At 71.8% G+C, this 25617-nt stretch carries 23 protein-coding genes; 13 read left to right on the forward strand and 10 right to left on the reverse strand.

What is annotated here, in order from left to right:
- Window positions 1-2: 2 nt before the first annotated feature.
- Window positions 3-1436: a wax ester/triacylglycerol synthase family O-acyltransferase gene (locus Q0599_RS08365; RefSeq protein WP_298828235.1), complete on the reverse strand. Its 1434-nt coding sequence runs from the start codon at window positions 1434-1436 to the stop codon at window positions 3-5.
- Here Q0599_RS08365 and Q0599_RS08370 point away from each other — a divergent pair.
- Complete coding sequence (locus Q0599_RS08370; RefSeq protein ID WP_298828238.1) at window positions 1317-3146, forward strand: oleate hydratase; 1830 nt, start codon at window positions 1317-1319, stop codon at window positions 3144-3146. The genes Q0599_RS08365 and Q0599_RS08370 overlap by 120 nt on opposite strands.
- Here the strand turns inward: Q0599_RS08370 and Q0599_RS08375 are convergent.
- On the reverse strand, window positions 3143-3454 hold the full coding sequence (locus tag Q0599_RS08375) for a DUF2853 family protein (protein WP_298828241.1): 312 nt from the start codon (window positions 3452-3454) through the stop codon (window positions 3143-3145). The genes Q0599_RS08370 and Q0599_RS08375 overlap by 4 nt on opposite strands.
- 263 nt (window positions 3455-3717) lie before the next feature.
- Here Q0599_RS08375 and Q0599_RS08380 point away from each other — a divergent pair, with 263 nt between their 5' ends.
- Genes Q0599_RS08380 through Q0599_RS08430 form a run of 11 tightly spaced genes read left to right on the forward strand, consistent with a single transcriptional unit; the run spans window position 3718 to window position 14539 of the window.
- Window positions 3718-4068, forward strand: coding sequence for a hypothetical protein (locus Q0599_RS08380; protein ID WP_298828244.1), 351 nt, complete (start codon window positions 3718-3720; stop codon window positions 4066-4068).
- The gene (locus Q0599_RS08385) at window positions 4065-4832 is read left to right on the forward strand and encodes a hypothetical protein (RefSeq protein ID WP_298828246.1); all 768 of its coding nucleotides are present in this window, start codon (window positions 4065-4067) and stop codon (window positions 4830-4832) included. The genes Q0599_RS08380 and Q0599_RS08385 overlap by 4 nt, the downstream gene beginning before the upstream one ends.
- Window positions 4832-6673, forward strand: coding sequence for a hypothetical protein (locus Q0599_RS08390; protein ID WP_298828249.1), 1842 nt, complete (start codon window positions 4832-4834; stop codon window positions 6671-6673). Before Q0599_RS08385 ends, Q0599_RS08390 begins: the two co-directional genes overlap by 1 nt.
- Complete coding sequence (locus tag Q0599_RS08395; RefSeq protein WP_298828252.1) at window positions 6674-7027, forward strand: ATP synthase subunit C; 354 nt, start codon at window positions 6674-6676, stop codon at window positions 7025-7027.
- Complete coding sequence (locus Q0599_RS08400; RefSeq protein WP_298828255.1) at window positions 7027-7323, forward strand: hypothetical protein; 297 nt, start codon at window positions 7027-7029, stop codon at window positions 7321-7323. Before Q0599_RS08395 ends, Q0599_RS08400 begins: the two co-directional genes overlap by 1 nt.
- Window positions 7320-7952: a hypothetical protein gene (locus tag Q0599_RS08405; RefSeq protein ID WP_298828258.1), complete on the forward strand. Its 633-nt coding sequence runs from the start codon at window positions 7320-7322 to the stop codon at window positions 7950-7952. The genes Q0599_RS08400 and Q0599_RS08405 overlap by 4 nt, the downstream gene beginning before the upstream one ends.
- Complete coding sequence (locus Q0599_RS08410; protein WP_298828261.1) at window positions 7949-9721, forward strand: V-type ATP synthase subunit A; 1773 nt, start codon at window positions 7949-7951, stop codon at window positions 9719-9721. Before Q0599_RS08405 ends, Q0599_RS08410 begins: the two co-directional genes overlap by 4 nt.
- Window positions 9705-11078 (forward strand): V-type ATP synthase subunit B, encoded by a 1374-nt coding sequence (locus Q0599_RS08415; protein ID WP_298828263.1) that lies wholly within the window; start codon window positions 9705-9707, stop codon window positions 11076-11078. Before Q0599_RS08410 ends, Q0599_RS08415 begins: the two co-directional genes overlap by 17 nt.
- Entirely contained in the window at window positions 11075-11692 is a 618-nt protein-coding gene (locus tag Q0599_RS08420; RefSeq protein ID WP_298828265.1) for a V-type ATP synthase subunit D, read from the forward strand. Before Q0599_RS08415 ends, Q0599_RS08420 begins: the two co-directional genes overlap by 4 nt.
- The gene (locus tag Q0599_RS08425; RefSeq protein WP_298828268.1) at window positions 11689-14037 is read left to right on the forward strand and encodes an alpha/beta hydrolase fold domain-containing protein; all 2349 of its coding nucleotides are present in this window, start codon (window positions 11689-11691) and stop codon (window positions 14035-14037) included. Before Q0599_RS08420 ends, Q0599_RS08425 begins: the two co-directional genes overlap by 4 nt.
- A 37-nt stretch (window positions 14038-14074) precedes the next feature.
- On the forward strand, window positions 14075-14539 hold the full coding sequence (locus tag Q0599_RS08430; protein WP_367180914.1) for a CopD family protein: 465 nt from the start codon (window positions 14075-14077) through the stop codon (window positions 14537-14539).
- A gap of 52 nt (window positions 14540-14591) precedes the next feature.
- Here Q0599_RS08430 and glgX read toward each other — a convergent pair whose 3' ends face one another.
- Both glgX and Q0599_RS08440 read right to left on the reverse strand, forming a co-directional pair.
- Complete coding sequence (gene glgX, locus Q0599_RS08435; RefSeq protein ID WP_298828270.1) at window positions 14592-16670, reverse strand: glycogen debranching protein GlgX; 2079 nt, start codon at window positions 16668-16670, stop codon at window positions 14592-14594.
- On the reverse strand, window positions 16667-18109 hold the full coding sequence (locus Q0599_RS08440; protein WP_298828271.1) for a wax ester/triacylglycerol synthase family O-acyltransferase: 1443 nt from the start codon (window positions 18107-18109) through the stop codon (window positions 16667-16669). Before Q0599_RS08440 ends, glgX begins: the two co-directional genes overlap by 4 nt.
- A gap of 168 nt (window positions 18110-18277) precedes the next feature.
- Between Q0599_RS08440 and Q0599_RS08445 the strand changes: the two genes are divergently transcribed.
- Window positions 18278-19978 (forward strand): AMP-binding protein, encoded by a 1701-nt coding sequence (locus Q0599_RS08445; RefSeq protein ID WP_298828272.1) that lies wholly within the window; start codon window positions 18278-18280, stop codon window positions 19976-19978.
- Window positions 19979-19993: 15 nt separating this feature from the next.
- Here Q0599_RS08445 and Q0599_RS08450 read toward each other — a convergent pair whose 3' ends face one another.
- From Q0599_RS08450 to Q0599_RS08475, 6 genes are all read right to left on the reverse strand, one after another.
- Window positions 19994-20800, reverse strand: a complete 807-nt coding sequence (locus tag Q0599_RS08450) for a hypothetical protein (RefSeq protein WP_298828275.1) — start codon at window positions 20798-20800, stop codon at window positions 19994-19996.
- A gap of 92 nt (window positions 20801-20892) precedes the next feature.
- The gene (locus Q0599_RS08455) at window positions 20893-22404 is read right to left on the reverse strand and encodes a nitrite reductase (protein ID WP_298829327.1); all 1512 of its coding nucleotides are present in this window, start codon (window positions 22402-22404) and stop codon (window positions 20893-20895) included.
- Window positions 22405-22480: 76 nt separating this feature from the next.
- Complete coding sequence (gene nirJ / locus Q0599_RS08460) at window positions 22481-23662, reverse strand: heme d1 biosynthesis radical SAM protein NirJ (protein ID WP_298828278.1); 1182 nt, start codon at window positions 23660-23662, stop codon at window positions 22481-22483.
- Between the two features lie 3 nt (window positions 23663-23665).
- Window positions 23666-24148 carry an Lrp/AsnC family transcriptional regulator gene (locus Q0599_RS08465; RefSeq protein WP_298828283.1) on the reverse strand — a complete coding sequence of 161 codons (483 nt, stop codon included), beginning with the start codon at window positions 24146-24148 and terminating at the stop codon, window positions 23666-23668.
- The gene (locus Q0599_RS08470; RefSeq protein WP_298828286.1) at window positions 24135-24641 is read right to left on the reverse strand and encodes an AsnC family transcriptional regulator; all 507 of its coding nucleotides are present in this window, start codon (window positions 24639-24641) and stop codon (window positions 24135-24137) included. The genes Q0599_RS08465 and Q0599_RS08470 overlap by 14 nt, the downstream gene beginning before the upstream one ends.
- The gene (locus Q0599_RS08475) at window positions 24628-25617 is read right to left on the reverse strand and encodes an Lrp/AsnC family transcriptional regulator (RefSeq protein WP_298828289.1); all 990 of its coding nucleotides are present in this window, start codon (window positions 25615-25617) and stop codon (window positions 24628-24630) included. Before Q0599_RS08475 ends, Q0599_RS08470 begins: the two co-directional genes overlap by 14 nt.

Below are 25617 nucleotides of genomic sequence, written 5' to 3' on the forward strand. Positions count from 1 at the left end.
CGTCACCCTTCGTCGGTTGCGGCGCCTCGGCGGCGGCGCGGTGCGGTCCGGCTGGCGGCCACCAGCTCGTCCAGCGAAGCGTGCAGCGCCGCCGACAGCGCGCGGGCGTCGGGCACGGCGGTGCGCGCGGTGGTGAAGCCGAAGCCCATCGCGCCGGCATAGCTCATCACCGTGATGTTCAGCCCCAGGCCGTGCTCGACGATCGACAGCGGCCAGTAGCTCGCCACGCGAGCGCCGGCCGCATACAGCGGCACCTGCGGCCCGGGGACGTTGGAGATCACCACGTTGGCGATCGGCGGCAGGGTGCCGGTCACCGCCGGGCTGCCGTACAGCGCGGCGAATGCGCGCAGCAGCCACGGCACGCCGATGGACGGGAAGTCGGTGGGGATCAGCCCGCGCGCATGCCTGGCCAAGTCCTTCACCGCGCCGGCCGCATCGCGGATCGCACGCAGGCGCTTCACCGGGTCGGCAATGTGCGTGTGCAGGTTGACCAGGCTGAGCGTGGCCTGCGTCGTGTACTCGACGTTGCCGGCTTCGCGCAGCGAGATCGGCATGGTCGCGATCAGCGGCTTCTTCGGCACGCCGCCATGCCCTTCGAGATAGCGCCGCAGCGCAGCGCTGCACAGCGCGAGAACGATGTCGTTGAGCTTGGCCTGGTGCACGGTCGCGAGTTGCTTGAGCGTGTCCAGCGGCACCGACCATGCCGCGAAGCCGCGCTCGCCGCTGATCGGCACGTTCAGCGGCGTCTTCGGGCCGAACGAGAAGTTCTCGCCGAGCTTGCCCCGGCCCGGCTTGGCCGGCGGGCCGAGCAGGCCGGCCAGCGCCGTCACGACCCCGGGCAGGTGGCGCAGCAGCTTGATGTACTGGCCGACGTCGTGCTTCAGTGCCGCCGCGGCGAGTTCGGCCATGCCCGGGTGCTCGGCGTGCGACGCGGTGCCGCGCGGCAGGCGCCGCGGCGTCGCCGTGAGGTCGAACAGCGCGCTGGACAGCAGCACGCCGGCCTGGCCGTCGAGCACCGCGTGATGCACCTTGATGTAAAGGCCGACCTGGCCGCTGCGCAGACCGTCGATCACGACCATGCGCCACAGCGGTCGGCTGCGGTCGAGCAACTCCGCATGCAGCCGCCCGGCACAGTCCTCGAACTGGGCCGCCGTACCGGGGCGGCGCAGCGTGATGCGCTGCACGTGGTAGTCGAGGTCGACCTGCTCGTCCGCCACCCACACCGGGTTGGCGAACTGCAGCGGCATCGGCGCGAGCTTGCGCGTGAAGATCGGCGCGAGGTGGATGCGCCGCGCCATCTGCCGCTTCAGCTCGGCATGGAAGTCGCCGTCGTGGCCGGCCGGCAGGTCGAGCAGGTGCAGCGATGCCACGTGCATCGGCGTCTCGGGCGTCTCCAGGTGCAGGAACGCGCCATCCACACCACTCAATGCCTTCATGCTCTGCCGTGCTCCGGTTCGTTCAGCCAGCCTAGCGCCGCCGCCCCTGCATCGACCTTGCGCGCGCGCAATGCGCGCCGCTCGCGTTGGCGCAGGCTTGCGCGTGCGCAGTGCACAGAGAAGGAGCAGGCCGTGGCGCAGGGCAAGCAACGCAGCTGCTATCTGGTCGGTGGGGGCATCGCGTCGCTGGCGGCAGCAGCCTACCTGATCCGCGACGGCGGCATGAGCGGCACCGACATCCACGTGCTCGAGGCGGCGCAGTTCGGCGGCAGCCTCGACGCGGGCGGATCCGCCGAGCAGGGCTATTCGATGCGCGGCAGCCGCATGTTCGGGCCGGCCTACGTGCTCACCTACGAGCTGCTCGACGCCATCCCCTCGCTCGACGATCCGGCGAAGTCGATCACGCAGGACACCTTCGAGTTCTGGCAGGCGACGCCCTGGTACGACAAGGCGCGCCTGGTGGATCGCGGCCGCATCGTCGATCCGACCGACTGGGGCCTGCGCAACCGAGACCGCGCCGACCTCGCCAGGCTCATGCTCGGCAGCGAGGATGCCCTCGGTGCCAGGCGCATCGACGAATGCTTCGACGCCGGCTTCTTCGCCTCGAACTTCTGGGCGATGTGGTGCAGCATGTTCGGCTTCGAGACCTGGCACAGCGCGGCCGAGTTGCGGCGCTACCTGCTGCGCTTCCTGCGGCTGTTCCCGGATCTCGAGACGATGCAGATCATCCAGTCGACCCGCTACAACGGCCACGACTCGATCGTGCGGCCGATGCTGCGCTGGCTGCAGCAGCAGGGCGTGCGCTTCGAGGCCGGCGTGCGCGTGACGGACCTGGGCTTCGAGCGCCGCGACGGCGTGAAGGCGGTGCGGCACATCCGCTGCCAGCGCGCGGCGGGAAGCAGCGAGATCGCGGTCGGCGAGCACGACCTCGTCATCGTCACGCTCGGCTCGATGACCGCTGCGTCCAGCCTCGGCTCGATGGACGCCGCGCCGCCGCCGCGCGCCGATGCGGACGAGGGTTCCTGGGCCCTGTGGAAGCGGCTGGCCGAGCAGGACAGCCGCTTCGGCCGGCCCTGGACCTTCTGCGGCCATGTCGACCGGACGTCATGGATCACCTTCACGGTGACCGAGTCGCCACGGCGTTTCGCCGCGCTGATGGAGCGCTTCAGCGGCAGCGCCGAGGGCCGCGGCGGCCTGGTGACGCTGAAGAGCTCGAGCTGGATGCTGACCTTCCACCTCTACCACTCGCCGGCCTACGCCGGGCAGCCCGAGGGCTGCGGCGTGTGGTGGGGCTACGGGCTGTTCCCAGACCGCGCCGGCGACTTCGTGCCGAAGAAGATGTCCGAGTGCAGCGGCCGCGAGATCCTCGTCGAGTTGTTCTCGCAACTGGGATTTCAGGAGCACATGCCGGCCCTGCTGGAGGCCTCGAACTGCATTCCCTGCCTGCTGCCGTACACCACCAGCCAGTTCATGCCGCGCACGCGCGGCGACCGGCCCGCGGTGATCCCGCCGGGCACGGCGAACCTGGCCTTCGTCGGCCAGTACTGCGAGATCCCGGCCGACGTGGTCTACACCGTCGAGTACTCGGTGCATGCCGCGCGGCTGGCCGTCACGTCGCTGCTCGGCCTGCCTGACGACATGCCGCCCACCTACGAAGGCCTGGAGCACCCCAACGCGCTGGTCGAGGCGCTGCGGCGCAGCCTGCGCTAGCCGAGCCGGCCCAGCGTGCCGCTGGCCTCGGCGAGCAGGTAGTAGAAGGTCACGCGGCTCTTGTGCGGCGCCGCCTTCATCTTCTCGATGGCGACCCTCATGCCGGCGTCGGCGGCTTCGGCGCTCAGGCCGAGCCTCCTCGCCGCGAAGCCCTCGCGCACGGTCTTCAGCTCCTTCGGGTCCGAACTCGCCACCAGGGACGAGTCCGCGTTCTGCAAGGCGATGCCGCAGTACTTCACGATGGCTGCCACGGCCGCCTCGTTGACCCTGTCGGTGTACTTCCTCACGTCGCCCACGTGGTCGCTCATCGGTGCCTCCTGTGCGGCTTGAAGCCGGTGACCGATTCTTGAGCGACTGCCGCCGCGCCGATTGCGCGAGGTCAAGGGTGCCCGCGCGGTCCGCGGCGCAGGCCGCATGCCATCGGCCGGCCGACGCGGTCGGGGCAGAGCGCTCGGCATCGACGGTTCGCGGGTTGACGCGTGTCAACGCTGACCGCGCGGCCGAGTCGCAATACTGTGGCGACACGGCAGCGGGAGGGAGTGCCCGTGCAATGCAGAGGCCTGGGAGGACGGTGAGAGAGATCGCTGACGCCGAAGACAGGAACGCCGCTGCCGATGCGGCCATCGCGCGCGTGCTCGGCGCCGAAAGGGAGGCACGCCGCTCGATCGAGCAGGCGCGCGCCGAGACGGACGAGATCGCCGAGCAGGCGCGCCGTTCGGCGCGCGCGACGGGCGAACGCGTCGAGCGTCGCATGCGCTGCGTGACGGACGCCTTCGAGCGCGACATCGCCGCCCGGTTGGCCGAGATCGATGCCGAGGGCGCTGCGCTGGACGAGGCGTCTCCGCTCACCGCCGGCGAGCGTACGCTCCTGCAGGACGCGGTCGCAGCGCTGGCACGCCATCTCGCGGGGGGGCCGCCGTGATCGCGTGCGGCAGCCACGAATACGCGCATGCCAGGGTGCATGCCCGCCACGGCCAGCGGCTGGACGCTGCGGCATGGCGGCGCATCGAGGTGATGCGCGACTTCTCGCCCCTGCTGGAGCTCGCGCGCGGTACCGCGCTGCGGCCCTGGCTGGTCGGCATCACGGCCGACAGCGACGCGCATCAGGTCGAGGCGGTGCTGCGCCGGCACTGGCGCGCCCTGGTCGATGAACTGGTCGCCTGGATGCCCGGCGAGTGGCGGCCGGCGCTCGCCTGGTGCACGCTGCTGCCCGACCTCGCGCTGCTGCAGCACCTGGCCCGCGGCGGCACGCCGATGACCTGGATGGAGGACGACGATCGCTGGCGGGCGCTGTGCGCAGCCACGCCGGCGGCGCGGCAGGCCATGCTCGCGACGGGGCCGGCAGCGGACCTGGCCGGCGCGTGGGCGGCGCCGCGATCCTTCGGCGCGGCATGGCGTGACGCCTGGCAGCGCCGCCTGCCGCGGCCGCGCGGCGATGCCCAGGAGATGCTGACGCGGCTGGTGGACCTGCTCGTCGAGCATCACCAGGACTTCGCCGAGGCGCAGGCCGGCCAGGGCTGGCGGCTGCGCGGCGAGCTGCAGGCCAGGCTGACGCTGCTGCTGCGCCGGGCGGCGTTGCAGCCTGCAGCGGTGTTCGCCCATCTCGCGCTGTGCGCACTCGACCTCGAGCGGCTGCGCGCCGAGTTGCTGCGCCGTCGGCTGTTCGGGCACTGGAAGCTGGCCTGATGCTGCGCCCGCTGCCGGCCCGCTGGTTCGAGATCCTCGCCGCGCGCGACGACGCGACGCTGGTGCTCGAAGCCCTGGCGCGCACCGGCGCGGTCGAGCTGGAGCCCCGCGCCAGCGTGGGTCTGCCGGCCGCCCTCGGCGACGTGATGCCGCTGCTGGCGCAGTACGTCGAGCTGTCGGCTCGCCATCACGCCTACTGGCCCGCACCCGAGCACTGCCGTCCTTCGGCCTTTCCCGAGGCGCCGGTGGCGACGCTGCAGCGCAGCCTGGCGACGATCCGCGCCTGGGCCGAAGAGGCCGAGCCGCTGATCCGCGCGCTGCAGCGGGGCGAGCGGGAGCAGCGCGAATGGCGGCTCTGGCAACGTGTGCTGCCGGTGCTCGGGCAGGCTGCGCCGCTGCCGTCGCAACTGGCCGGGGCCGGCCCGTGGCTGCAGGTGCGCCTGTTCGTGCTGCCGTCAGGCGCGGCGGCCGCACAGGCGCTGCCGCGAGGCACCGCGGCCGACGCGCTGGTGTGCCGCGAGCTGTCGATCGCCGGTGTGGTGCACTTGCTCGTCGCCGGCCGTCCCGACGCACTGCAGGCCATGGCGCAGACGGTCACCTCGATGAAGGGAACGGTGCACGAGCTGCCCGACGGGCTGCAGAGCGCCGACGCGAACCTCGTCCGGTCGCTCGAAGAGCGGCTGGCGGACCTCGAACACGAGCTGCGGCGCCTGCGTGCCGCGCTCGCCGGACTGCCGCCGCGCCACGACCTGGCGCGTGCGCTCGGCGATGCCAACCGTCTGCAATGGCTGCTGCGTCACGTGCACGCGCTCGAATCCGGCGAACTGCTGTGCTGGATCACCGGCTGGACCAGCGACGCGTCGGGCGAGCGCCTGGCCCGTGCGCTGCGCGACAGCGGCGCGCGGGCACTGCTGCGCTTCGCGGCGCCGCCCCAGGACCGCCCGGCCCCGCTGCTGCTGAGCAACCCGCGCTGGGTACGGCCGTTCGAACTCTTCAGCCGCGCGTTGGGCATGCCGTCGTCGAGCGAGGCCGATCCGAGCTGGCTGCTCGCCATCGCCGTGCCGCTGATGTTCGGCTACATGTTCGGCGATGTCGGCCAGGGGCTGGTGCTCGCCGCCGCCGGCTGGTGGCAGCGCGATCGCTCGCCGATCGCACGTCTGCTGATGGTCGGCGGCCTGTCGGCAGCAGTGTTCGGTGTGCTGTTCGGCAGCGTGTTCGGCCTGCACCATCCGCTGCCCGCGCTGTGGCTGCATCCGCTGGACGATCCGCTGCAGGTGCTGCTGGCGCCGCTGGCCGGCGGCGCCCTGCTGCTCACGCTGGGGCTCGGACTGGGCGCGCTGGCCTCCGGCTGGCGCGGCCAGTGGCGCGCCTGGCTGCTCACCGACGCGGGGCTGATCGTCGTCTACCTCGGCCTGCTGGCGGCCCTGGTGGAGCCAGATGCATGGCACGTGGCCGCGGCCGGCATGCTGTACTTCTGCGTCGGTCATGCGCTGCATGCAGGACGCGCCGTGGCGGGCCTGACCGCCCTCGGCGAACTGGTCGAGAAGACGCTGCAGATCATGATCAACACGCTGTCGTTCGCGCGTGTCGGCGCTTTCGCGCTCGCGCACGCCGGCCTGTCGTCGGCCATCGTCTCGCTGATGGACGCTGCCGACAGCACGCTCGCCAAGGCCCTGGTGCTGATCGTCGGCAACGCCTTGGTGATCGTGCTCGAGGCGATGGTGGTGTCGATCCAGACGACGCGGCTCGTGCTGTTCGAATTCTTCACCCGCTTCATGCAGGCACGGGGACGGGCCTTCCGTCCGCTGCCCGCGCCACCCTCCCACTGTCAGGAGAGCTAGATGAACGCACCTTCGCGCCTGCCCGTCGGCTGGCTGACCCTGTCGCTGCTGCTCGCGCTGGCCTCGACGGCCCTGTTGTTGTGGACGCCGGATGCGCGGGCCGCCTCCGAGGCGGCCGCCGTGGCGGCCGCGGCGGTCGACAGCAGCTGGGTCTTCGTCGGCGCCGCGCTGGCCACCGGCTTGTCGTCGCTGGGCGCCGGCTTCGCCGTGGCCAAGGTGGGCACGGCCGCCGTCGGCGCCCTGGCCGAGAAGCCCGAATTGTTCGGCCGGCTGTTGATCTTCATCGGCCTGGCCGAGGGCATCGCGATCTACGGCCTGATCGTGTCGATCCTGATGCTCAACCGGCTCGCCTGATGGCTGTGCCGATCTACCTGGGCGACGAGGTCTGCGCGGCCGGCTACCGGCTGGCCGGCGTGCGCGTGCGCACGCCGGCGGCGGGCGAAGCGGCCCAGGCGCTGGCCTGGGCGTGCGAGCAAGCTCCGCTCGTGCTGGTCTCGGCGGCCGTGGCGGCGCAGATCGGCGACGCTCAGCTGCGCCCGGCGCTGTCGGCGCTGGCGCCGCTGGTGCTGATCGTGCCCGACCCGCAGGGCGAGGCACCGCTGCCGGACCTGGCGGCGCGGCTGCGCGGGCTACTCGGTATCGAGGCATGAGCACGGACACCGGCACCGGCGCGGACACCGAGCAGCCGACGCGCGCGTTGCTCGCGCTGATCGAGGCCGACCGCGCGCAGCAGTGCGCCACGCTGCTCGGCGAGGCGCAGCGCCGCGCAGCGGCGCTGCGCAGGCAGGCCGCGGCCGAGGCCAGGGCGCGGCTGCGCGAGGTGTTCGCCGAGCAGCGGCAGCGGCGGCGCGAGCAGATCGCCGCGGCGCAGGCGCGACTGGCCACCCGTCGCCGCCTGCACGAGCATCGGCGCGTCGCGGCGCTGCTGCGCCTGGCCTGGGAGACCTTGCCGGACCGGCTGCGCTCGCTCTGGCAGCAGGGCGACTCGCGCGCGGCCTGGGCCGATCGGGTGGCCACCGCGGCGCTGGCGCAGCTGCCGCACGGAGCCTGGCGCATCGTGCACGCGCCCGACTGGACGGCGGCCGAGCAGCAGGCGCTGGCGCAGCGCATCGCCGGCGCCGCGGGCGCGGCACCGCGCTTCGAGGCCGATGCAGCCATCGTGGCCGGGCTCAAGGTGATGGCCGACGGCAACGTCGTCGACGGCAGCCTCGACGGCTTGCTCGCCGACCGCGCCGAACTCGAGGCCAGGCTGCTGCATCTGCTGGAGGCTTCGCAATGAGCCTGGCCATCGTGCGCCGCATCGCCGGGCCCGTGCTGCAGGCGGCCAAGCAGGGGCCCTTCTCGCTGCGCGAGGCGGTGCGTGTCGGGCCGCAGGCGCTGCTCGGCGAGGTGGTGCGCATCGACGACGACCGCATCGTCGTGCAGGTGTACGAGGACACCACCGGGCTGCGGCCCGGCACGGAGGTGCGCGGCGACGGCCAGCCGCTGTCGATCCGCCTCGGGCCGCACCTGCTGGGGTGCATCTTCGACGGGCTGTTGCGCCCCCTGTCGGGCACCGACTCGGCCTTCGTCGAGCCGGGGCTGCGCGCGGCGGCGGCCGGCCGCTGGCGCTTCGAACCGCGCCTCGTCGCCGGCGCGCCGCTGTTGCCAGGCACGGTGATCGGCGAGATCGGCGGCGAGGACGACACGGCGCGCCGGCAGCGCTGCCTGGCACCGCCCGATGCGGGCGGCGTCGTCGAGTCGGTGGTGCCCGGCGGCGTCTACGCCGACGATGCGCCGCTGTGCGTCGTGCGACAGGGCGACGGCACGCGCCGCGAGCTGGCCATGGGCCATGCCTGGCCGGTGCGCCAGCCGCGCCCGGTGAAGCGGCGCGTGCCGTCGGGCGCGCCGCTGGTCACCGGGCAGCGCATCCTCGACGGCCTGTTCCCGGTGGCGCAGGGCGGCAAGGCGGCCATCCCGGGCGGCTTCGGCACCGGCAAGACGGTGCTGCTGGAGGCGCTGGCCAAGGGCTGCAACGCCGACGTCATCGTCTACCTCGGCTGCGGCGAACGCGGCAACGAGATGGCCGGCGTGCTCGACGAGTTCCCGACGCTCACCGACCCGCGCAGCGGCCGGCCGCTGATGGAGCGCACGGTGATCATCGCCAACACTTCCAACATGCCGGTGGCGGCGCGCGAGGCCAGCATCTACTGCGCCATCACGGTGGCCGAGTACTTCCGCGACCAGGGTCTGCACGTCGCCCTGATGGCCGACTCCACCAGTCGCTGGGCCGAGGCCCTGCGCGAGGTGTCCGGCCGCTTCGGCGAACTGCCGGGCGAGGGCGGCTACCCGGCCTACCTGTCCAGCCGGCTGGCCGACTTCTACGAACGCGCCGCCCTGGTCGAGACACTGGCCGGCGACACGGGCTCGGTGACGGTGATGGGCGCGATCAGCCCGCCCTCGGGCGACTTCTCCGAGCCGGTGACCAGCCACACCAAGCGCTACGTGAAGGCCTTCTGGGCGCTCGACGTCAAGCGCGCCCAGGCGCGCTTCTACCCGGCGATCCATCCGCTGCAGTCCTACGCGGAGGACGCGGCCGGCTTCGCGCCCTGGTGGGCGGCGCAGGGCAACGGACAGTGGCTGGCGCTGCGCCAGCGCTTCCTCACGCTGCTCGACGAGCAGGCGCAGCTCGAGCGCATGGCGCGCATCATCGGCAAGGACGCGCTGCCGGCGCGGCAGCGGCTCACGCTGCTGTGCGCCGAGCTGGTCAACGAGGCCTTCCTGCGGCAGTCGGCGTTCTCGCCGATCGACCGCGTGTGCAGCCCTGCGCGGCAGGCGGCGATGATGCGGCTGCTCGGCCGCTTCATCGAGCTGGCCGACGCCGCACTGGCCGCCGGCGCCGAGCCCGAGCGCATCGCGGCGATCGAATGCATGCGCGCGTTGCAGCGCATGGGCGAGGACATCGCCGATGACGAGCTGCCGCGCCTGGTGGAACTGCAATCGCGCATGGAGTGCGAGTTCGCGCCGCTGCTGCACACCACGGAGGCCCCCGGTGCGAGTCACGGTTGAAGGGGCAGCCGCCCGCCTGGAGGGGCCGCTGCTGTTCCTGCGGCGCACGCTCGAGGTCGGCCTGGCCGACGCGGTGGAGGTGCGCGGCGGCGATGGCCGCTCGCGGCTCGGGCGCATCGCGGCGATCGACGAGCAGTTCATGACCATCGAGGTGCTGGAGTCCACGGCCGGCCTGTCGCTCGAAGGCACGGTGGTGCGCTTCCGCGGCGAGCCGCTGAACTTCGGCCTGGGCCCGGGCATCCTCGGACGCGTCTTCAACGGCGTGGGCCAGGTCATCGACGGCGGGCCGCCGGTGGCCGTGCGCCGCACGGTGCCGATCGAGGGCCTGCCGATGAACCCGGTGGCACGCGCGCTGCCGCGCGACTTCATCGAGACCGGCATCAGCACGCTGGACCTGATGAACAGCCTGGTGCGTGGCCAGAAGCTGCCGCTGTTCTCGGGCGGCGGGCTGCCGCACGACCGGCTGGCGATGGAGATCGCCGGCCATGCACGGCTGCGCGGCGCGAGCGAGGATTTCGCGATCGTCTTCGCCGGCATCGGCGTACCCTTCGACAGCGCCGAGTACTTCCGGAGCAGCCTCGAGCAGGGCGGCGCGCTCGAGCGCACCGCCCTGTTCCTCAACCTGGCCAGCGACTCGAGCACGCAGCGGCTGCTCACGCCGCGCTTCGCGCTCAGCGCCGCCGAGTACCTGGCCTTCGTCGAGGGCAAGCACGTGCTGGTCATCATGACCGACATGACCAACTACTGCGAGGCGCTGCGCGAGGTATCCTCGAGCAAGGGCGAAGTGCCCAGCCGCAAGGGATTTCCCGGCTACATGTACTCCGACCTGGCGACACTGTTCGAGCGTGCTGGCTGCCTGCGCGGCATGCGCGGCACGCTGACGCAGTTGTCCATCCTGACCATGCCGGCCGACGACATCGGCCACCCCATTCCCGACCTCACCGGCTACATCACCGAGGGCCAGATCGTGCTCTCTCGCGACCTCGACCGGCGTGGCATCTATCCGCCGGTGAACGTGCTGCCCAGCCTGTCGCGGCTGATGAAGGACGGCATCGGGCCACGCTACACCGACCCCGACCATCCGGCACTGGCCAGCCAGCTCTACGCCGCCTATGCGCGCGCGGCGCAGGCGCGCGTGCTGGCCAGCGTGGTCGGCCAGGAGGGGCTGGCCGAGACCGACCGCAAGTACCTGCAGTTCGGCACCGCGTTCGAGCGGCAGCTCGCCACTCAGACGGGCCCGCGCACGCTCGAGCAGAGCATGGCGCTCGGCTGGGAGCTGCTCGCCGGCCTGCCGGTCTCGGAGCTGACGCGACTGTCCGACGCCCAGATCGCCGCGCACATCGGGAGCCGCCGATGAGCGAGATCAGCCCGACGCGCAGCGCCGTCATCGAGGCGAAGGACGAACGCCGTGCCATGCACGAGGGTTACGTGTTCCTCGACGAGAAGTGCCTGCTGCTGGCCGGCGAGATCCTGCGCGAGCTGGCCCGCCACGGCCGACTGCAGGCCGAGTTGCTGGCCTGCCTTGACGCCGCGCTGGCCGCGCTGCGGGATGCCGTGCTGCGCCACGGCCTGCAGGGCCTGCAGATCTACCCGGCGACCGACCTGTCGGGCGCACGGCTGGCCACGCGCAGCCGCTCGCTGATGGGGGTGCGACTGCAGGACGCGGTGCTCGAACGCGTTGCGGCCGCGCACGACGAGGCCGTCGACCGCTCGCCCGAGGCCGAAGCCTGCCGCCGCGCCTTCGCCGCCGTGCTCGATGCCGCCGCCGCCGTCGCCGCCGTGTCGGGCAACCTGGAACGCCTGTCCTCCGAATACCGCCGCTCGGTGCGCCGCGCGCGCGCGCTGCAGGATGTCATGCTGCCGGAGCTGGACCAGACGATCTACGAGATCGAGAACCGGCTCGAGGAACTGGAACGCGAGGACGCGGTCTCGATGCGGCGCGGCGGCATGGCCGCCAGCGGGCCGGCATGACGCCCAGCTGGCAGGCGCGCGTCGCGGCCTTCGTCGTGCGCCGGCGGGTCAAGCCCGCGCTTGCCGACCTCTCCGACATCGCCCGCGTGCGCCGCGTCTTCGACCAACCGCTGCCCACGCCCGGCGGCGCGCGCTACACCGCGGCGGTGCTCGGCGGCGTTCCCGGCGAGTGGGTGGAGGCGGCGCAGGGCGACGCGGCCGACACCACGCTGCTCTACCTGCACGGCGGCGGCTTCGTCGGCTGCTCGCCGCATTCGCATCGCTCGCTCACCGCCGCGCTGGCGCTGCAGGGCCTGCGCGTGTTCGTGCCCGACTACCGCCTCGCCCCCGAGCATCCGTTCCCGGCCGCGGTGCTGGATGTCCAGGCGGCGTGGCATGCGCTGCGCGCCGAGGTGCCCGGCCGCCTCGTGGTCGCCGGCGACAGCGCAGGCGGCAACCTCGCACTGGGCCTGATGCTGGCGCTGCGCGATGCCGGCGAGCCCCTGCCCGATGCCGCGGTGCTGTTCTCGCCATCGACCGACCTGGTCGGCGACAGCCCCTCGCTGCGCGACAACAGCGAGCGCGACGCGATGTTCGACGGCGAGCAGCTCGACCACCTGGCGGTCGCCTACCTGGCCGGCGCCGACCGTGCCCAGCCACTGGCCTCGCCGCTGCGCGGCGACCTCAGGGGCCTGCCGCCGCTGATGCTGCAGGTGGGCGAGGACGAGGTGCTGCGCGACGACAGCCTGCGCCTGGCCCAGAAGGCGCGCGAGGCCGGCGTGGTGGTGGACCTGGAGGTCTTCCCCGTGGTGCCGCATGTCTGGCAACTGCTGTGGCGGCTGCCCGAGGCGCGGCGTGCGGTGCGCAACGCGGCGCGCTTCCTGCGCGAGGCCTCTCGCGAGCACAGCGTCGAGCGGCACGACGTGATCATCGTCGGCGCCGGCCTGTCGGGCATCGGCGCCGCCGTGCACCTGCAGCGGCATTGCCCCGACAAGCGCTTCGCCCTGCTCGAGGCGCGCGACACCCTGGGCGGCACCTGGGACCTGTTCCGCTATCCCGGCGTGCGCTCCGACTCCGACATGTACACGCTGGGCTACGTCTTCAAGCCCTGGCAGGACGCCAAGGCGATGGCCGACGGGCCGGCGATCCTCCGCTACATCGCCGAGACGGCGGCCGAGCACCGCATCGACCGGCACATCCGCTTTCGCCATCGTGTGCTCAGTGCCGACTGGTCGGAGCGCGAGGCTTGCTGGACGTTGGTGGTGGAGCGCGGCGCGCAGCGCGAGCGCAGCGTGATGCGCTGCAACTTCCTGCTCTTCTGCAGCGGCTACTACAGCTACGCGCAGGGGTACCGGCCGACGTTCCCGGGCGAGCAGCGATTCACCGGCACGCTGGTGCATCCGCAGTTCTGGCCCGAGGCGCTGGACCACGCCGGCAAGCGCGTGGTGGTGATCGGCAGCGGTGCCACCGCCGTGACGCTGGTGCCGGAGATGGCGAAGAGCGCCGCCCACGTGACGATGCTGCAGCGCTCGCCGAGCTACGTGGTGGCGCTGCCTTCGCGCGACGCCATCGCCGAGGCGCTCAAGCGCTGGCTGCCGGCGATCACCGCCTACCGCCTGGTGCGGCTGAAGAACGTGCTCGCCGGCTTGCTCTTCTACGGCCTGGCGCGCCGCTATCCCGACCAGGCCAAGGCCCGCCTGACGGGACTGGTGCAGCGGCAGCTCGGCGCCGGCTACGACGTGGCGCGCCACTTCACGCCGCACTACAAGCCCTGGGACCAGCGCGTCTGCCTGGCGCCCGACGGAGACCTGTTCCGGGCCATCCGCGAGGGCCGCGCCTCGGTGGTCACCGACCACATCGACAGCTTCACCGAGCGCGGCATCCGGCTGCAGTCGGGGCAGGAGCTCGACGCGGACATCGTCGTCACCGCCACCGGTCTGCAGCTCAACCTGCTCGGCGACGTCAAGCTCAGCCTCGACGGCCGGCCCTGCGACCTGTCGCAGGCGCTGGTCTACAAGGGCATGATGTTCAGCGGCATTCCCAACCTCGCCAGCACGTTCGGCTACACCAATGCGAGCTGGACGCTGAAGGCCGACCTGAGCGCGCGCTACGTCTGCCGCCTGCTCAAGCACATGGACCGGCGGGGATTTGCGGTGGCCACGCCGGAACGCGGTCCGGACCTCGCCCCCCAGCCCTTCCTCGGCTTCAGCTCGGGCTACGTGCGCCGTGCCATCGACAGCCTGCCCAAGCAGGGCGACCGCAAGCCCTGGCGGCTGTATCAGAACTACCTGCTCGATCTGCGCATGCTGCGCTGGGGCCGGGTGGACGACGGGGTGATCGCCTTCGGGCGTGGCGACCGGCCGTGAGCAACGCGCCGGCGCTTGCTGCGCTAGCATGCGCCGCATGATGATCGTCGCCGCGCTGCTGCTCGTCCACGTGTTGTCCGCAGCCTTCTGGGTCGGCGGCATGGCCACCGTGCACCTCGCCGTGCGTCCCGCGGCGGCGCAGGCGCTGATCGAGCCGCCGCGGCGGCTGGCGTTGATGCATGCCGTGCTGGACCACTTCTTCCTCGGCGTCACGCTGGCCATCGTGGCGCTGCTGGCCAGCGGCTTCGCGCTCATTGCGCTGGCCGGTGGTTTCGCCGTGCAGCCGCCGCGCGTGCACGCGATGACCGGCCTCGGCCTGGTCATGACGGCGATCTTCGTCGTGATCCGCCTGCGGCACTATCCGCGGCTGCAGCGGGGCGTGGCGGCGGGCGACTGGCCGGCGGCGGGTGCGGCCTTGAACGCCATCCGCCAGCTCGTCGCCGTCAACCTCGTGCTGGGCGTGCTGGTGTTCGCCGCCGCCCTGCTCGGCCGCGCCTTGTAGCCGCCTCGGCCCCCGGCCCGCCTGCAGGGGTCGCGCCTCGCCGACGTCGCCATCAGCCAAAGTCCAGCGACACCGGCCGCGCCGCGGCGAGCAGCATCACCACCGAACGATCGGCGACGCGGTGGGTCGACCCCTCCACCGCCGGCGCGTCCTGCGGCGGCACCAGGTCGTGCGGCGGCGCCTGCGCGGTGTCGAGCACGCAGCGCCAGCCGGTGGCGGCCCAGCCGGGCAGATCGGGCAGCTCGAAGTCCAGCGGCTCGCGCCAGGCATTGAGCGCGAAGTGCATCAGCAGGTCGCCCGACAGGCTGCTGGCGGTGACGGCCAGGCTGTGCGAGTGGTACGTGCCGTCGGGCCGGCCGAGGTGCACCCCATGGAGCTGGATCTTCGCGTGGCGCATCAATTCGGCGAGCGTGAGGTGGTGGGCGCTGCGCACCGACTCGCGGATGCCGCGGATGCGGATCAGCCCGGCCACGAAGCGGCGCAGGTCGGCATGCCGCGCCACCGCGCTCCAGTCGAACCAGGAGATCTCGTTGTCCTGGCAGTAGGCGTTGTTGTTGCCCCTCTGCGTGCGCCGCACCTCGTCGCCCATCAGCAGCATCGGCGTGCCCAGCGACAGCACGTTGATGGCCAGCAGGTTGCGGATCTGCCGCGCGCGCAGCCGCTCGACCTCGGGATCGTCGCTCGGCCCCTCGACGCCGCAGTTCCAGCTCAGCTCGTGGTTGCTGCCGTCGCTGTTGCCTTCGCGGTTGGCTTCGTTGTGCTTGTGCTCGTAGCTGACCAGGTCGTTCAGCGTGAAGCCGTCGTGGCAGGTGACGAAGTTGATGCTCTGCGCCGGCTCGCGCGGCCGCGCGCCGTACAGGTCCGGGCTGCCGAACACGCGGTCGGCCATGCGCGTCACCGTGCCCTCGTCGCCGCGCATGAAGGCGCGCACGTCGTCGCGGAAGCGGCCGTTCCATTCCTTCCAGCGCTCGCCGATGAAATGGCCGACCTGGTACAGGCCCGCCGCGTCCCAGGCCTCGGCGATCAGCTTGGTGCCCACCAGCAGCGGGTCGGTCTCGATGTCCCAGAGCACCGGCGGGTTGGCCTGAGGCCGGCCCTGCTCGTCGCGCGACAGGATGGAGGCCAGGTCGAAGCGGAAGCCGTCGACGTGCATCACCTCCACCCAGTAGTGCAGCGCGTCGACGATCATGCGCCGCACGACGGCGCGGTTCGCGTTCAGCGTGTTGCCGGTGCCGGAGTAGTTGGCGTAGCGGCCCTGGTCGTCGAGCAGGTAGTAGGTGCCGTCGGCCAGCCCGCGCCAGCTCAGCGTCGGGCCGCCCTCGCCGCCCTCGGTGGTGTGGTTGAAGACCACGTCGAGGATCACCTCGATGCCGGCGCGGTGCAGCGCCTTGACCAGGTCGCGGAACTCGTCCAGCACCGTCAGCGGCAGCTCGGGCCGCGTGCCGTAGCCGCCGTGCGGCGCGAAGAAGCCCAGTGGCGCGTAGCCCCAGTAGTTCGTCAGGCCCGGCGGCGCATCCTGCACGTCGAACGCGGCCACCGGCTGCAGCTCGACCGCGGTGATGCCCAGCGATTGCAAGTAGGGGATCTTCTCGACCAGCCCGGCGAAGCTGCCGCGCCGCGACGCCGCGACGCCCGAGTTCGGATGTCGCGTGAAGCCGGCGACGTGCATCTCGTAGATCACCGTCTGCGCGAACGGGCGGCGCAGCGGGCGGTCGCCCTCCCAGTCGTAGTGCGCCGGGTCCGCGACCACGCTCTTGCACGGCGGCTTGCCGGCGGCGCCGCGCTGGTACTGCGGCGGCACGGCGACGGCGCGACCATAGGGGTCGAGCAGCGAGGCGGAGGGGTCGAAGCGCATGCCGCGCTCGGGGGCGTGCGGCCCGTGCGCGCGCCATCCGTACAGCTGCCCCGCCGCGACGCCGGGCACGAAGACATGCCAGTAGTGCTCGCTGCAGTTGTCACGCGGGTCGAGCGGGATCACGCGGTCGGGAGCGCTCGCCGACAGCTCCCCGTAGAGCAGCAGCTCGAGCCGCTGCGCGCCGTACGCGAACACGCTGAAGTTCACGCCGCCGGCCTGCGGCGTGGCGCCCAGCGGATGCGGGCATCCAGCGCTCGGCGCGGCGGGGGCGTTCATGTCGCGGCCGGCTGTGCGGGCGGCTCCAGGCCGTCCCACGGCAGCATCAGGCACAGCAGCAGCAGCAACTCGAACTCCTTGCCGAAGCGATCGATGATGCGCTGCGGGTGGGGGCAGAGCCGCTCGTCGGTGATCAGGCCGAACTGCACGCCGCCGGCGTAGGAGATGATGCTCACGCCCATGCCGACGTCGCCCGAGGCCGGCACCCAGAAAATGCTCTGGCGCAGCGTGCTGCCGCACAGGCGCAGCCGCTGCGGCGGGCCGACCACGTTGGTCATCACCGCGGTGGTCTTGTCGAGGAACAGCTTGTTGAGCGCACGCTCGCCGGGCTCCACCAGCCATCCGGCCAGGCCGAGCAGCGCGTACGACAGCAGCGGCTGGTAGCTGCCCTTGAGAGCCTGCATGCGTGCGTGCACGACGCCCAGTCGTTCGATCGGGTTGGTGATGCCCACCGGCACGAGCAGCGGCACCAGCCCGAAGCGGTTGCCCAGCTGCCAGGCATCCTGGGGCGGACGCAGGTTCACCGGCACCATGGCGCGGAGGTCGCAGCCGGTGGTGTCATCGCCCGCGGCGCGCAGCGCATGGCCGATGGCGCCGGCCACGCAGGTGATCAGCACGTCGTTGACCGATGCGCCGAGTGCCTTGCCCACCGCCTTCACCGGATCGAGCGGCAGCGGGTCGCACCAGGCGACGACCTTGCGGCCGCTGCCGTGGCCCTTGAAGCGCGTGGGCGAGTCGTCGGGCAGCAGTGCGAGCGCGGCGACGTCGTCGATCAGCTGCACGCCGTCGCGCGCGAGCCGTTGCGCCACGGCGAACGCCTGGCCCGGCTGCTCGATCCAGTGCAGCGAGCGTGCCGCCGCGGTGCCCGCGAAGGCCGCCAGCTCGGTGAGCGGCTGCAGCAGCGCGTCGCCCCGGCCGGGCGCGCGCCGCCTGGGCTGGCGCGGCGGCTGCAGCGGTGCGGCACCGTCGGCCAGCGTCATCAGCACGGCGTTCAACGCCACGCCGTCGCCGATGCAATGGTGGATGCGGCAGATGATCGCGCAGCCGCCTTCGAAGTCCTCGACGAGGTGGAACTGCCACAGCGGGTGTGCCGCATCCAGCGGCGTCGACGCGAGCTCGCCCATGCGCCGCTGCAGCGCGCGGCGCTCGCCGAGCCTGCGCCGGGCCGGAAGCGGCTCGACCACCACATGGCGCATCAGGTCGAAGGCGGGATCGTGCACCCAGCGGGCGCCGAAGGTGTCCAGCTCGGCACGCTGCATGAAGCGCTCGTAGCGCAGCAGCCGGTCGGCGATGCGCTCGCACAGGGCCTCGCGGCCGATCGCCGGCCGGTACAGCCAGACGCCGACGATCATCATCAGGTTGACGTCGCTGTCCATGCGCCGCCATGCGGTGTCCACGCGGGACATCGGCTCGGCAGTGCGCGGCGCAGCGGTCTTCATGGTGTGCCGGGATCATCGCGCCGGACCCGAGGCCGGGGGAGTGATCTGGCGCAACGCAGGTGGATGGCGTGTGGCCACGCCGATCTGAGCAAGCTCAAGGGGGCGTGGCCTGTGCGGGCATTCAATGCACGCGTCGAGGATTGCGCCGCATGCGGCGGAGAGGCCACCATGGAACGAATCTGGCTGAAGCACTACCCGAGCGGGGTCCCGGCCGACGTCGACCTCGCCGAGTTCGCCTCGCTGCGGGACGTGCTGCTGTACAGCTGCCGGCGTTTCGGCGCGCTGCCCGCCTACAGCAACTTGGGCGCGGTCATGACCTATGCCGAGCTCGAGCGGTCCAGCCGCGACTTCGGTGCCTATCTGCAGCGCTCCCTGGGCCTGCACCGGGGCGACCGCCTGGCGATCATGATGCCCAACCTGCTGCAGTACCCGGTGGCGCTGTTCGGCGCGCTGCGCGCCGGCCTGGTCGTCGTGAACGTCAACCCGCAGTACACGGCCACCGAGCTGGAGCATCAGCTCAAGGACTCGGGGGCCACCACCATCGTGGTGCTGGAGAACTTCGCGCGCACGCTGCAGGAGGTGCTGGAGAGGAACCCGACGTTGAACCTGACGGTCATCACCAGCGAGGTCGGCGACATGTTCCCGGTGGTCAAGGAGGTGCTCACCAACGTCGTCGTGAAGTACGTGAAGCACATGGTGCCGCCGTGGAAGATCGCCGACGCGACCGAGTTCAACGCTGCCTTGCGCGCTGGCCGTGGACAGAGCCTCGATGAGGTGCCGCTGGAGCACGGCGACACCGCCTTCCTGCAGTACACCGGCGGCACCACCGGCGTCGCCAAGGGGGCCGTGCTGACCCACGGCAACCTGGTGGCGAACGTGCTGCAGATGACGGCCTGGCTGGCGCGCGACTTGGTCCAGGGCGCGGAGGTGTTCGTCTGCCCGCTGCCGCTGTATCACGTGTTCGCGCTGACCTCGAGCCTGGTGTTCCTGCGCATGGGCGCGCACACCGTGCTGGTGACCAACCCGCGCGACATGCACGCCTACGTGCACGATCTGAAGAAGTACCCCTTCACGGCCATCATCGGCGTGAACACGCTGTACCGCGCCATGCTGGACTCCCCCGAGTTCGCCGACGTGGACACCCGCTCGCTGAAGATGGCCAGCGCCGGCGGCATGGCGGTGCAGCGGGTGGTGGCCGAGCGCTGGAAGCAGCGCACCGGCGTGAACCTCATCGAGGGCTACGGGCTGACGGAGACCTCGCCGGTGGTGATCGCCAATCCGCTGGACATCGAGGCCTGGACCGGCACCATCGGCGTGCCGGTGCCGTCGACGCAGGCCTGCATCCTCGACGAGGATGGCCGGGAGCTGCCGCCGGGCGAGGTCGGCGAGATCTGCATCCGCGGCCCGCAGGTGATGCCGGAATACTGGAACCGCCCCGAGGAGACCGGCAAGGTGTTCACCCGCGACGGCTGGCTGCGCACCGGCGACATGGGCACCATGGACGAACGCGGCTACTTCAGGATCACCGACCGCAAGAAGGACATGATCGTGGTGTCCGGCTTCAAGGTCTATCCGAACCAGATCGAGGACGCCGTGGCGCTGCACCCGGGCGTGGCCGAGGTTGCGGCGATCGGCGTGCCCGACGAGAAGTCGGGCGAGGTGGTGAAGATCGTCGTCGTGAAGAAGGACGAGGCGCTCACCGAGCAGGACCTGCTCGCGCACTGCCGGCAGCACCTGACCGGCTACAAGCTGCCGAAGGTCGTCGAGTTCAGCAGCGTGCCGCTGCCCAAGACCAACCTCGGCAAGATCCTGCGCCGGCAGTTGCGCGGCACGGGTGCCGGAGCGAACGCGCCGCCTGCGGCGGGTTGACGCAGGGCCGCGCGCTCACTCGTCGTACCAACGCGGCGCGCGCGTCGTCGCGCCGGCGCCGAAGCGCAGGCCGCGCAACGGCCAGCGACTGGGGACGGTGTCGCTCCAGGCGGAGTCGCCATCGGGTCGATCCGGCGGTGCCTGCACCAGGGTGAGGCGACGGTCGAGGTACAGGCCGTTGAGCAGGCGGGCGGTGCGCTCCGCATCCAGACCCGGCCAGTGGCAGATCTCGCCGAACGACGCCGATGCGCCGCCCAGCCGTGCGACGGCCGAGCCGAGGGCGCCCGGCAGCGGCGTGTCGACCGAGCCGCGACCTTGGTCGACCGCGCGAAACCGCTCGCTGTCGGCCAGCGCGCTCAGCAAGCGGGTGCGCGGCCCGAGCAGGGCCAGGGTCCAGATCAGGCCATCCAGCCGATAGTGGCAGGGCGGCATGATCCGGCGCCGGCCGGCGAAGTGGCGCGGCGGGAGGAAGGATGTCGGCTCGCAGTCCAGCAGGCGGGCATGCCGCAGCCCTGCCGGAGGGGCCTTCGACCAGTCGATGGGGGCGCGGTAGAGACCCAATCCGGGATGCAGGTGGACGGGCCAGACCCAGCCGTCCACTGCGATCGAGAGCAGGACTGGCTCGTCCAGGCGCCTGCAGCAGTCCACGACTTCCAGCAGATCGGCGCCCTGGCCGTGGGCCTTCAGCAGGCGCAACTCGTCGAGCATGGCCGAGGAGAGCACCGCCAGGGATCCCGGCACGCCGAATTCGCTCCAACCCGAATCCGTGCCGCGGCCGAGACCTTCCAGGGGCCTGGGCACCGTGTCGTCCGAGCCGTCCATGACTGCCACTGCTCCTTCACCCGCCGGCTGTCAGTATGTTCCTCTGCCGGCGCGTTGCAAAGGGGTCATTTGCACAGATGCGGACTGGCGGGTCAGTGCGACGTGCCCTCCGAGCGGGTGATCTTGTTCCAGACGTTGTACTTGCCGACCGGCTTGCGCATCGGCAGGCGCTTCAGTTCCTTGAACGTCGACGCGTCGTAGACGACGACGGCGCCGTCCATCTCCCACACGCTGGCCAGCGCGTACCGGCCGTCGCGGGTGAATTCGATGTGCGCCAGCGTGCGGCCGGGCTCCTTCACCTGCGCCACCGGCTCCAGCGTGCGCTTGTCGATGATGGTCAGCGTGTCCTTCGCCGTCGGGCTCATCATCGAGTCGACCCAGGCGTAGCGCGAGCGCTCGTGGCTGCGCATGAAGAAGCCGGGGCCGGGCGTGGCGATGCTCTTCACGCTCTTCCAGGTCTTCATGTCGATCACCTGCACCACGCCGTCCTTCAGGTTCGGGCTGGCGAGCACGGTGCCGTCGCCCCATGCGAAGGTGATGCCCGAGCCAAGGTGCGGCATGCCCGCCAGCGGCAGCGCGGCGATGCGGCGGCGGATGTCGAGGTTGACGACCTGCGCGCTCGGGCTGCCGTCGCTCTTCGGCCGCGTGGCGCCGAGCACGTGCCGATAGCCCTGGTCGAAGAAGAAGTCGTCCAGCGGCTCGTCCAGCGGCGTGCGCCGCACGCCCAGATAGCCCGGCTTGGCGATGGCCTCGCCCATCTTGTAGTCGTGCACCAGGCCGTCGTGGATGGGCTCGGCCTTCGGGTCGTAGGAGATCTCCCACAGTTCCGGGATGTCCTTCAGCGCGACCACGAAGCTCCTGCGCGGCTGCGCGTCGTAGACCGCCGAGACGCGCGAGCTTGCCTTGCCGTCGAGCGTGGCGGCGGCATAGGTGCGCTGCAGGTTCAGCTCGGCATCGAACAGCGCCAGCGTGTGCGGCAGGTAGTTGGCCGCCATCACCCAGCGGCCGTCGCCCGACACCGCGACATTGCGCATGTTCAGCCCGGCGCGGACCTCGGCCACCACGGTGAGGTTCCACAGGTCGTACTTGGTGATCCAGCCGTCCCGCGAGCCGAAGTAGACGAAGCGCCCGTCGGGCGAGAACTTCGGCCCGCCGTGCAGCGCGAAGCGCGAGGGGAAGCGGTGGATCACCTCGAAGCGGTCGCCATCGACGAGCGAGACGTGGTGGTCGCCGCCCTCGACGACGACGAACAGGTTCATCGGATCCGCCTGCCAGCGCGGCTTGGCGGGCAACTCGGACGCACCGGCCACGACGCTGCGCGAGGCGCGGATCTGCGCCTCGCTCCAATCCGGCGCCAGCACGACCGGCGTGTAGATCCACTTCGACAGCGCGGCGATCTGCTCGGCGGAGAGCTTGTCGGAGAAGCCCGGCATCTGCGTGGCGGTGCGGCCCCTGGTGATGACCGCCGCGGCCTCGGCGGGCCTGACCCGCTGCAGGCTCTCGGGCAGCAGTGCCGGCCCCATGGCGCCGAGGCGCTGCTCCCCGTGGCAGGCGACGCAGTGCTCGCGGTAGAGCGCCGCTTCGTCGGCCTGCGCGCGCGCCATGTCGGCGGCGACGGCGAAGAAGGACGCCGCCAGCGCGAACTTCAGCCAGGTGAAGACTTGCCTCATCGCCTTCCCCTCAGGCCAGCGCCTCGGCGGCGACGCCGATCTCTGCGTCGTCGAGGTAGCAGCCGGGATCGGCCGCCCAGGCGTCGCCGGTGACCTGCTGGGCACGCGTGCGCGTGTTGCCGCCGCAGATGTCGAAGTGGCGGCAGCCTGCGCACCGCCCACCCACCGGCCTTGGCTTCATCTTCAGGCCGCGCATCAGCGCATCGGAGGTGTCCATCCAGATTGCGGAGAACGGCCGCTCGCGCACGCTGCCCAGGCTGTGGTGCCACCACATCGTGTCCGGATGGACCACGCCGAGGTTGTCGATGTTGGCCACGTTCACGCCCGACGAATTGCCGCCCCAGGCGACCAGCCGCTCGCGCAGCAGCGCTTCCCACCGCGGCATGCGCTCGCGCACCCATTGCAGCAGGTAGGCGCCGTCGGCGTCGTTGTTGCCGGTGACGAAGTCCTGCTCGCAGCCGCAGCGCGCGGCCTGCCAGGCCGTCTCGTACAGCAGGTCGAGCGCGCATCGCGTGGCGGCGAACTGCGCGTCGCGCGAACGGTGGATGTTGCCGCGCCCGGCGTAGTTGAGGTGCGAGAAGTAGAACTTGTCGATGCCCTCGTCGTTCATCAGATTCAGCAGCGGCGCGAGGTCGTGCGCGTTCATCGCGGTCATCGTGTAGCGCATGCCGACCTTCACGCCGCGCGCGTGCAGCATGCGCATCGCCGCGAGGCTGCGCTCGAACGCGCCTTCCAGTCGGCGGAACTTGTCGTGCGTGGTGCCGATGCCGTCGAGGCTGATGCCCACGTAGTCGAAGCCCTGGGCGGCGATGCGGTCGGCCAGGGCCGCGTCGATCAGCGTGCCGTTGGTCGACAGGCCGACATAGAAACGCATCGCCTTGGCGCGCGCGGCGATGTCGAAGAGGTCGGGGCGCATCAGCGGCTCGCCGCCGGAAAGGATCAGCACCGGCACCTTGAAGGCTTTCAGGTCGTCCATCACCGTGAACACCTCGGCGGTGCTCAGCTCGCCGGCGTACTCGTGATCGGCCGAGATCGAGTAGCAGTGCTTGCAGGTGAGGTTGCAGCGGCGGATCAGGTTCCAGATCACCACCGGGCCGGGCGGCTGGCCGCTGCCGCGCGTGGCCGGCGCCGGGTACCGGCCCGAGGCTTCGGCCCGGGCGAGCTCGCGCATGTACTGGGAGACACGGAACATGGTTCAGCCTTCGGAAATGCGCAGGCCGCTCTTCTTGAGAATGGCGCTGCTGTAGAGGATGTCGCCGGCACGGCAGGCGTCGCCGAGCAGGCCGCGGATCTGCGCCGCCTGCCGTTCGACCTCCTCGCGTGAGCGGCCGTGCACCATCGCGAAGAGGTTGTAGGGCCAGATCGGCAGCTCGCGCGGGCGGCGGTAGCAGTGGCTCACGCCCGGCAGCGCGCCGACCTGCTCGCCGAACTCGTCGACGCGCTCGTCGGCCACGTCCCACACCGTCATGCCGTTGGCGACCCAGCCGAGGCGGTAGTGGTTGGGCACCGCACCGATGCGGCGGATCAGGCCCTCGGCGAGCATCTGCGCGAGGCGCTCGCGCACCTGCTCGCCGCTGACGCCGAGCATCGCGCCCACCGCCTCGTAGGGCTGCGCCACCAGCGGCAGGCCGGTCTGCGTGGCGGCGATCAACTCGCGGTCGAACTCAGACAGGGCCATGGTCGGCCTCCGGTTCGGCCTGCAGGCGCAGGCCGACGAAGTACTCGCGCTCCTTCGGGAAGGCATGCACCTTCAGCCCGGTGAGCGCCTCGATGCGCTGCAGCGCCGCCCGCGCCGCCTCGCGGGACTCGGCGGCGACGACGAACCACATGTTCAGCCGGTGCTCGCGCCGGTAGTTGTGCGCCACCTCGGGCAGCGCGTTGACGAGGGTCGTGACGCGCTGGAAGTCGGCCTCCGGCACCTCCAGTGCAGCGAGCACGAACTGCCCGCCGGCGCGCTCGATCTGGAACAGCGGGCCGAAGCGCGTCAGCGTGCCGCGCGCCAGCAGGCGGCGCAGCCGCTCGATCACTTCGTCCTCCGACATGCCCAGCTCGTGGCCGACGTCGGCGAAGGGCCGATCGGTCAGCGGCAGCGCGCCGTGCAGCCGGTCGATCAGCCGCAGGTCCAGGCGGTCGGGCGGAATGACGCCGTTCGGCGCGTCAGGCGAGGACATGCGCGGCCTCGTTCGGTGCGGCGCGGAAGTAGCTCGCGCCCTGCTGCTTGAAGCGGCGGCGGCTGAACAGCGTCTGGCGGGGCGTCGACGCGAGGCCGGCGGCGTGCGTGGCGGCGTCGATCAGCGCGCGCACCGCCTCGCGCTCTCGGCCATGCACCATGCAGTAGAGGTTGTAGGGCCAGCCTTCGGCGCGGGCGCGGCGATAGCACAGCGTCACGCCGTGCTGCCTCGCCAGCGCGGCGCCGCAATCATCGACGGCGTCGTCGGGCACGTCGAACACCGTCATCGCGTTCTGGTCGAAGCCGAGCTCGTGGTGGCGCACCACCACGCCGAAGCGGCGCAGCGTGCCCTGGTCCAGCCAGCGTGCGATCGTGCGCAGCACCTGCCCCTCGTCCTCGCCGAGGCACGCGGCCCATTCGGCGTAGGGGCGTTCGACGAGCGGCACGCCCTGCTCCACCAGCGCAGCCAGCGGCCGCTCGGCGCCGTCGACGCGTGGCACCTCGCGCTCGGCCGGCGGGACCTGCGCGCGCGCCGCGGCGCCGTGCAGGTCGAAGCCGAGGTCGATGCGGTAGACGCGCTGCATCGGCAGGCGCAGCACGGCCAGTCCGGTGTCGGCCTGCAGCGCGTCGAGCCGCGCGTGCAGCGTGGCGGCATCGGGCCCGGTGATGACGAACCAGAGGTTGAAGCGGTGCTCGCGCTCGTAGTTGTGGTTCACGCCGGGCAGCGCGTCGACGCGTGCCGCCACCTCACCGAGCCGTTGCGGCGGCACGGCGAAGGCGCACAGCAGCGCGGCACCGCCGGCCCCGGCGGCCCACACGGCGCCGATGCGGCTGAGCGAGCCGTCGGCCTGCGCAGCGCGGAAGGCCGCGATCACCTGCGCCTCGCCGGTGCCCAGCGCCGCTGCGATCTGCGCGAACGGCGCGGTGACGAGCGGAAAACCATGCTGCCAGCGGTTGAGCAGGGCGACGGTGTCCAT

It is taken from the genome of uncultured Piscinibacter sp. (genome assembly GCF_937952055.1).
Lineage (GTDB): Bacteria > Pseudomonadota > Gammaproteobacteria > Burkholderiales > Burkholderiaceae_C > Piscinibacter.

Bases quoted from the DNA above. Each gene is read 5' to 3' on its own strand.
- Q0599_RS08445 (WP_298828272.1), top strand. From the start codon at position 18,278: ATGGAACGAATCTGGCTGAAGCACTACCCGAGCGGGGTCCCGGCCGAC.
- Q0599_RS08455 (WP_298829327.1), bottom strand. From the start codon at position 22,404: ATGGCGCGCGCGCAGGCCGACGAAGCGGCGCTCTACCGCGAGCACTGC.
- Q0599_RS08390 (WP_298828249.1), top strand. From the start codon at position 4,832: ATGCTGCGCCCGCTGCCGGCCCGCTGGTTCGAGATCCTCGCCGCGCGC.
- Q0599_RS08450 (WP_298828275.1), bottom strand. From the start codon at position 20,800: ATGGACGGCTCGGACGACACGGTGCCCAGGCCCCTGGAAGGTCTCGGC.
- Q0599_RS08410 (WP_298828261.1), top strand. From the start codon at position 7,949: ATGAGCCTGGCCATCGTGCGCCGCATCGCCGGGCCCGTGCTGCAGGCG.
- Q0599_RS08420 (WP_298828265.1), top strand. From the start codon at position 11,075: ATGAGCGAGATCAGCCCGACGCGCAGCGCCGTCATCGAGGCGAAGGAC.
- Q0599_RS08465 (WP_298828283.1), bottom strand. From the start codon at position 24,148: ATGGCCCTGTCTGAGTTCGACCGCGAGTTGATCGCCGCCACGCAGACC.
- nirJ (WP_298828278.1), bottom strand. From the start codon at position 23,662: ATGTTCCGTGTCTCCCAGTACATGCGCGAGCTCGCCCGGGCCGAAGCC.
- Q0599_RS08365 (WP_298828235.1), bottom strand. From the start codon at position 1,436: ATGAAGGCATTGAGTGGTGTGGATGGCGCGTTCCTGCACCTGGAGACG.
- Q0599_RS08400 (WP_298828255.1), top strand. From the start codon at position 7,027: ATGGCTGTGCCGATCTACCTGGGCGACGAGGTCTGCGCGGCCGGCTAC.
- Q0599_RS08370 (WP_298828238.1), top strand. From the start codon at position 1,317: ATGGAAGTCGCCGTCGTGGCCGGCCGGCAGGTCGAGCAGGTGCAGCGA.
- Q0599_RS08395 (WP_298828252.1), top strand. From the start codon at position 6,674: ATGAACGCACCTTCGCGCCTGCCCGTCGGCTGGCTGACCCTGTCGCTG.
- Q0599_RS08375 (WP_298828241.1), bottom strand. From the start codon at position 3,454: ATGAGCGACCACGTGGGCGACGTGAGGAAGTACACCGACAGGGTCAAC.
- Q0599_RS08430 (WP_367180914.1), top strand. From the start codon at position 14,075: ATGATGATCGTCGCCGCGCTGCTGCTCGTCCACGTGTTGTCCGCAGCC.
- Q0599_RS08440 (WP_298828271.1), bottom strand. From the start codon at position 18,109: ATGAAGACCGCTGCGCCGCGCACTGCCGAGCCGATGTCCCGCGTGGAC.
- glgX (WP_298828270.1), bottom strand. From the start codon at position 16,670: ATGAACGCCCCCGCCGCGCCGAGCGCTGGATGCCCGCATCCGCTGGGC.
- Q0599_RS08470 (WP_298828286.1), bottom strand. From the start codon at position 24,641: ATGTCCTCGCCTGACGCGCCGAACGGCGTCATTCCGCCCGACCGCCTG.
- Q0599_RS08475 (WP_298828289.1), bottom strand. From the start codon at position 25,617: ATGGACACCGTCGCCCTGCTCAACCGCTGGCAGCATGGTTTTCCGCTC.
- Q0599_RS08405 (WP_298828258.1), top strand. From the start codon at position 7,320: ATGAGCACGGACACCGGCACCGGCGCGGACACCGAGCAGCCGACGCGC.
- Q0599_RS08425 (WP_298828268.1), top strand. From the start codon at position 11,689: ATGACGCCCAGCTGGCAGGCGCGCGTCGCGGCCTTCGTCGTGCGCCGG.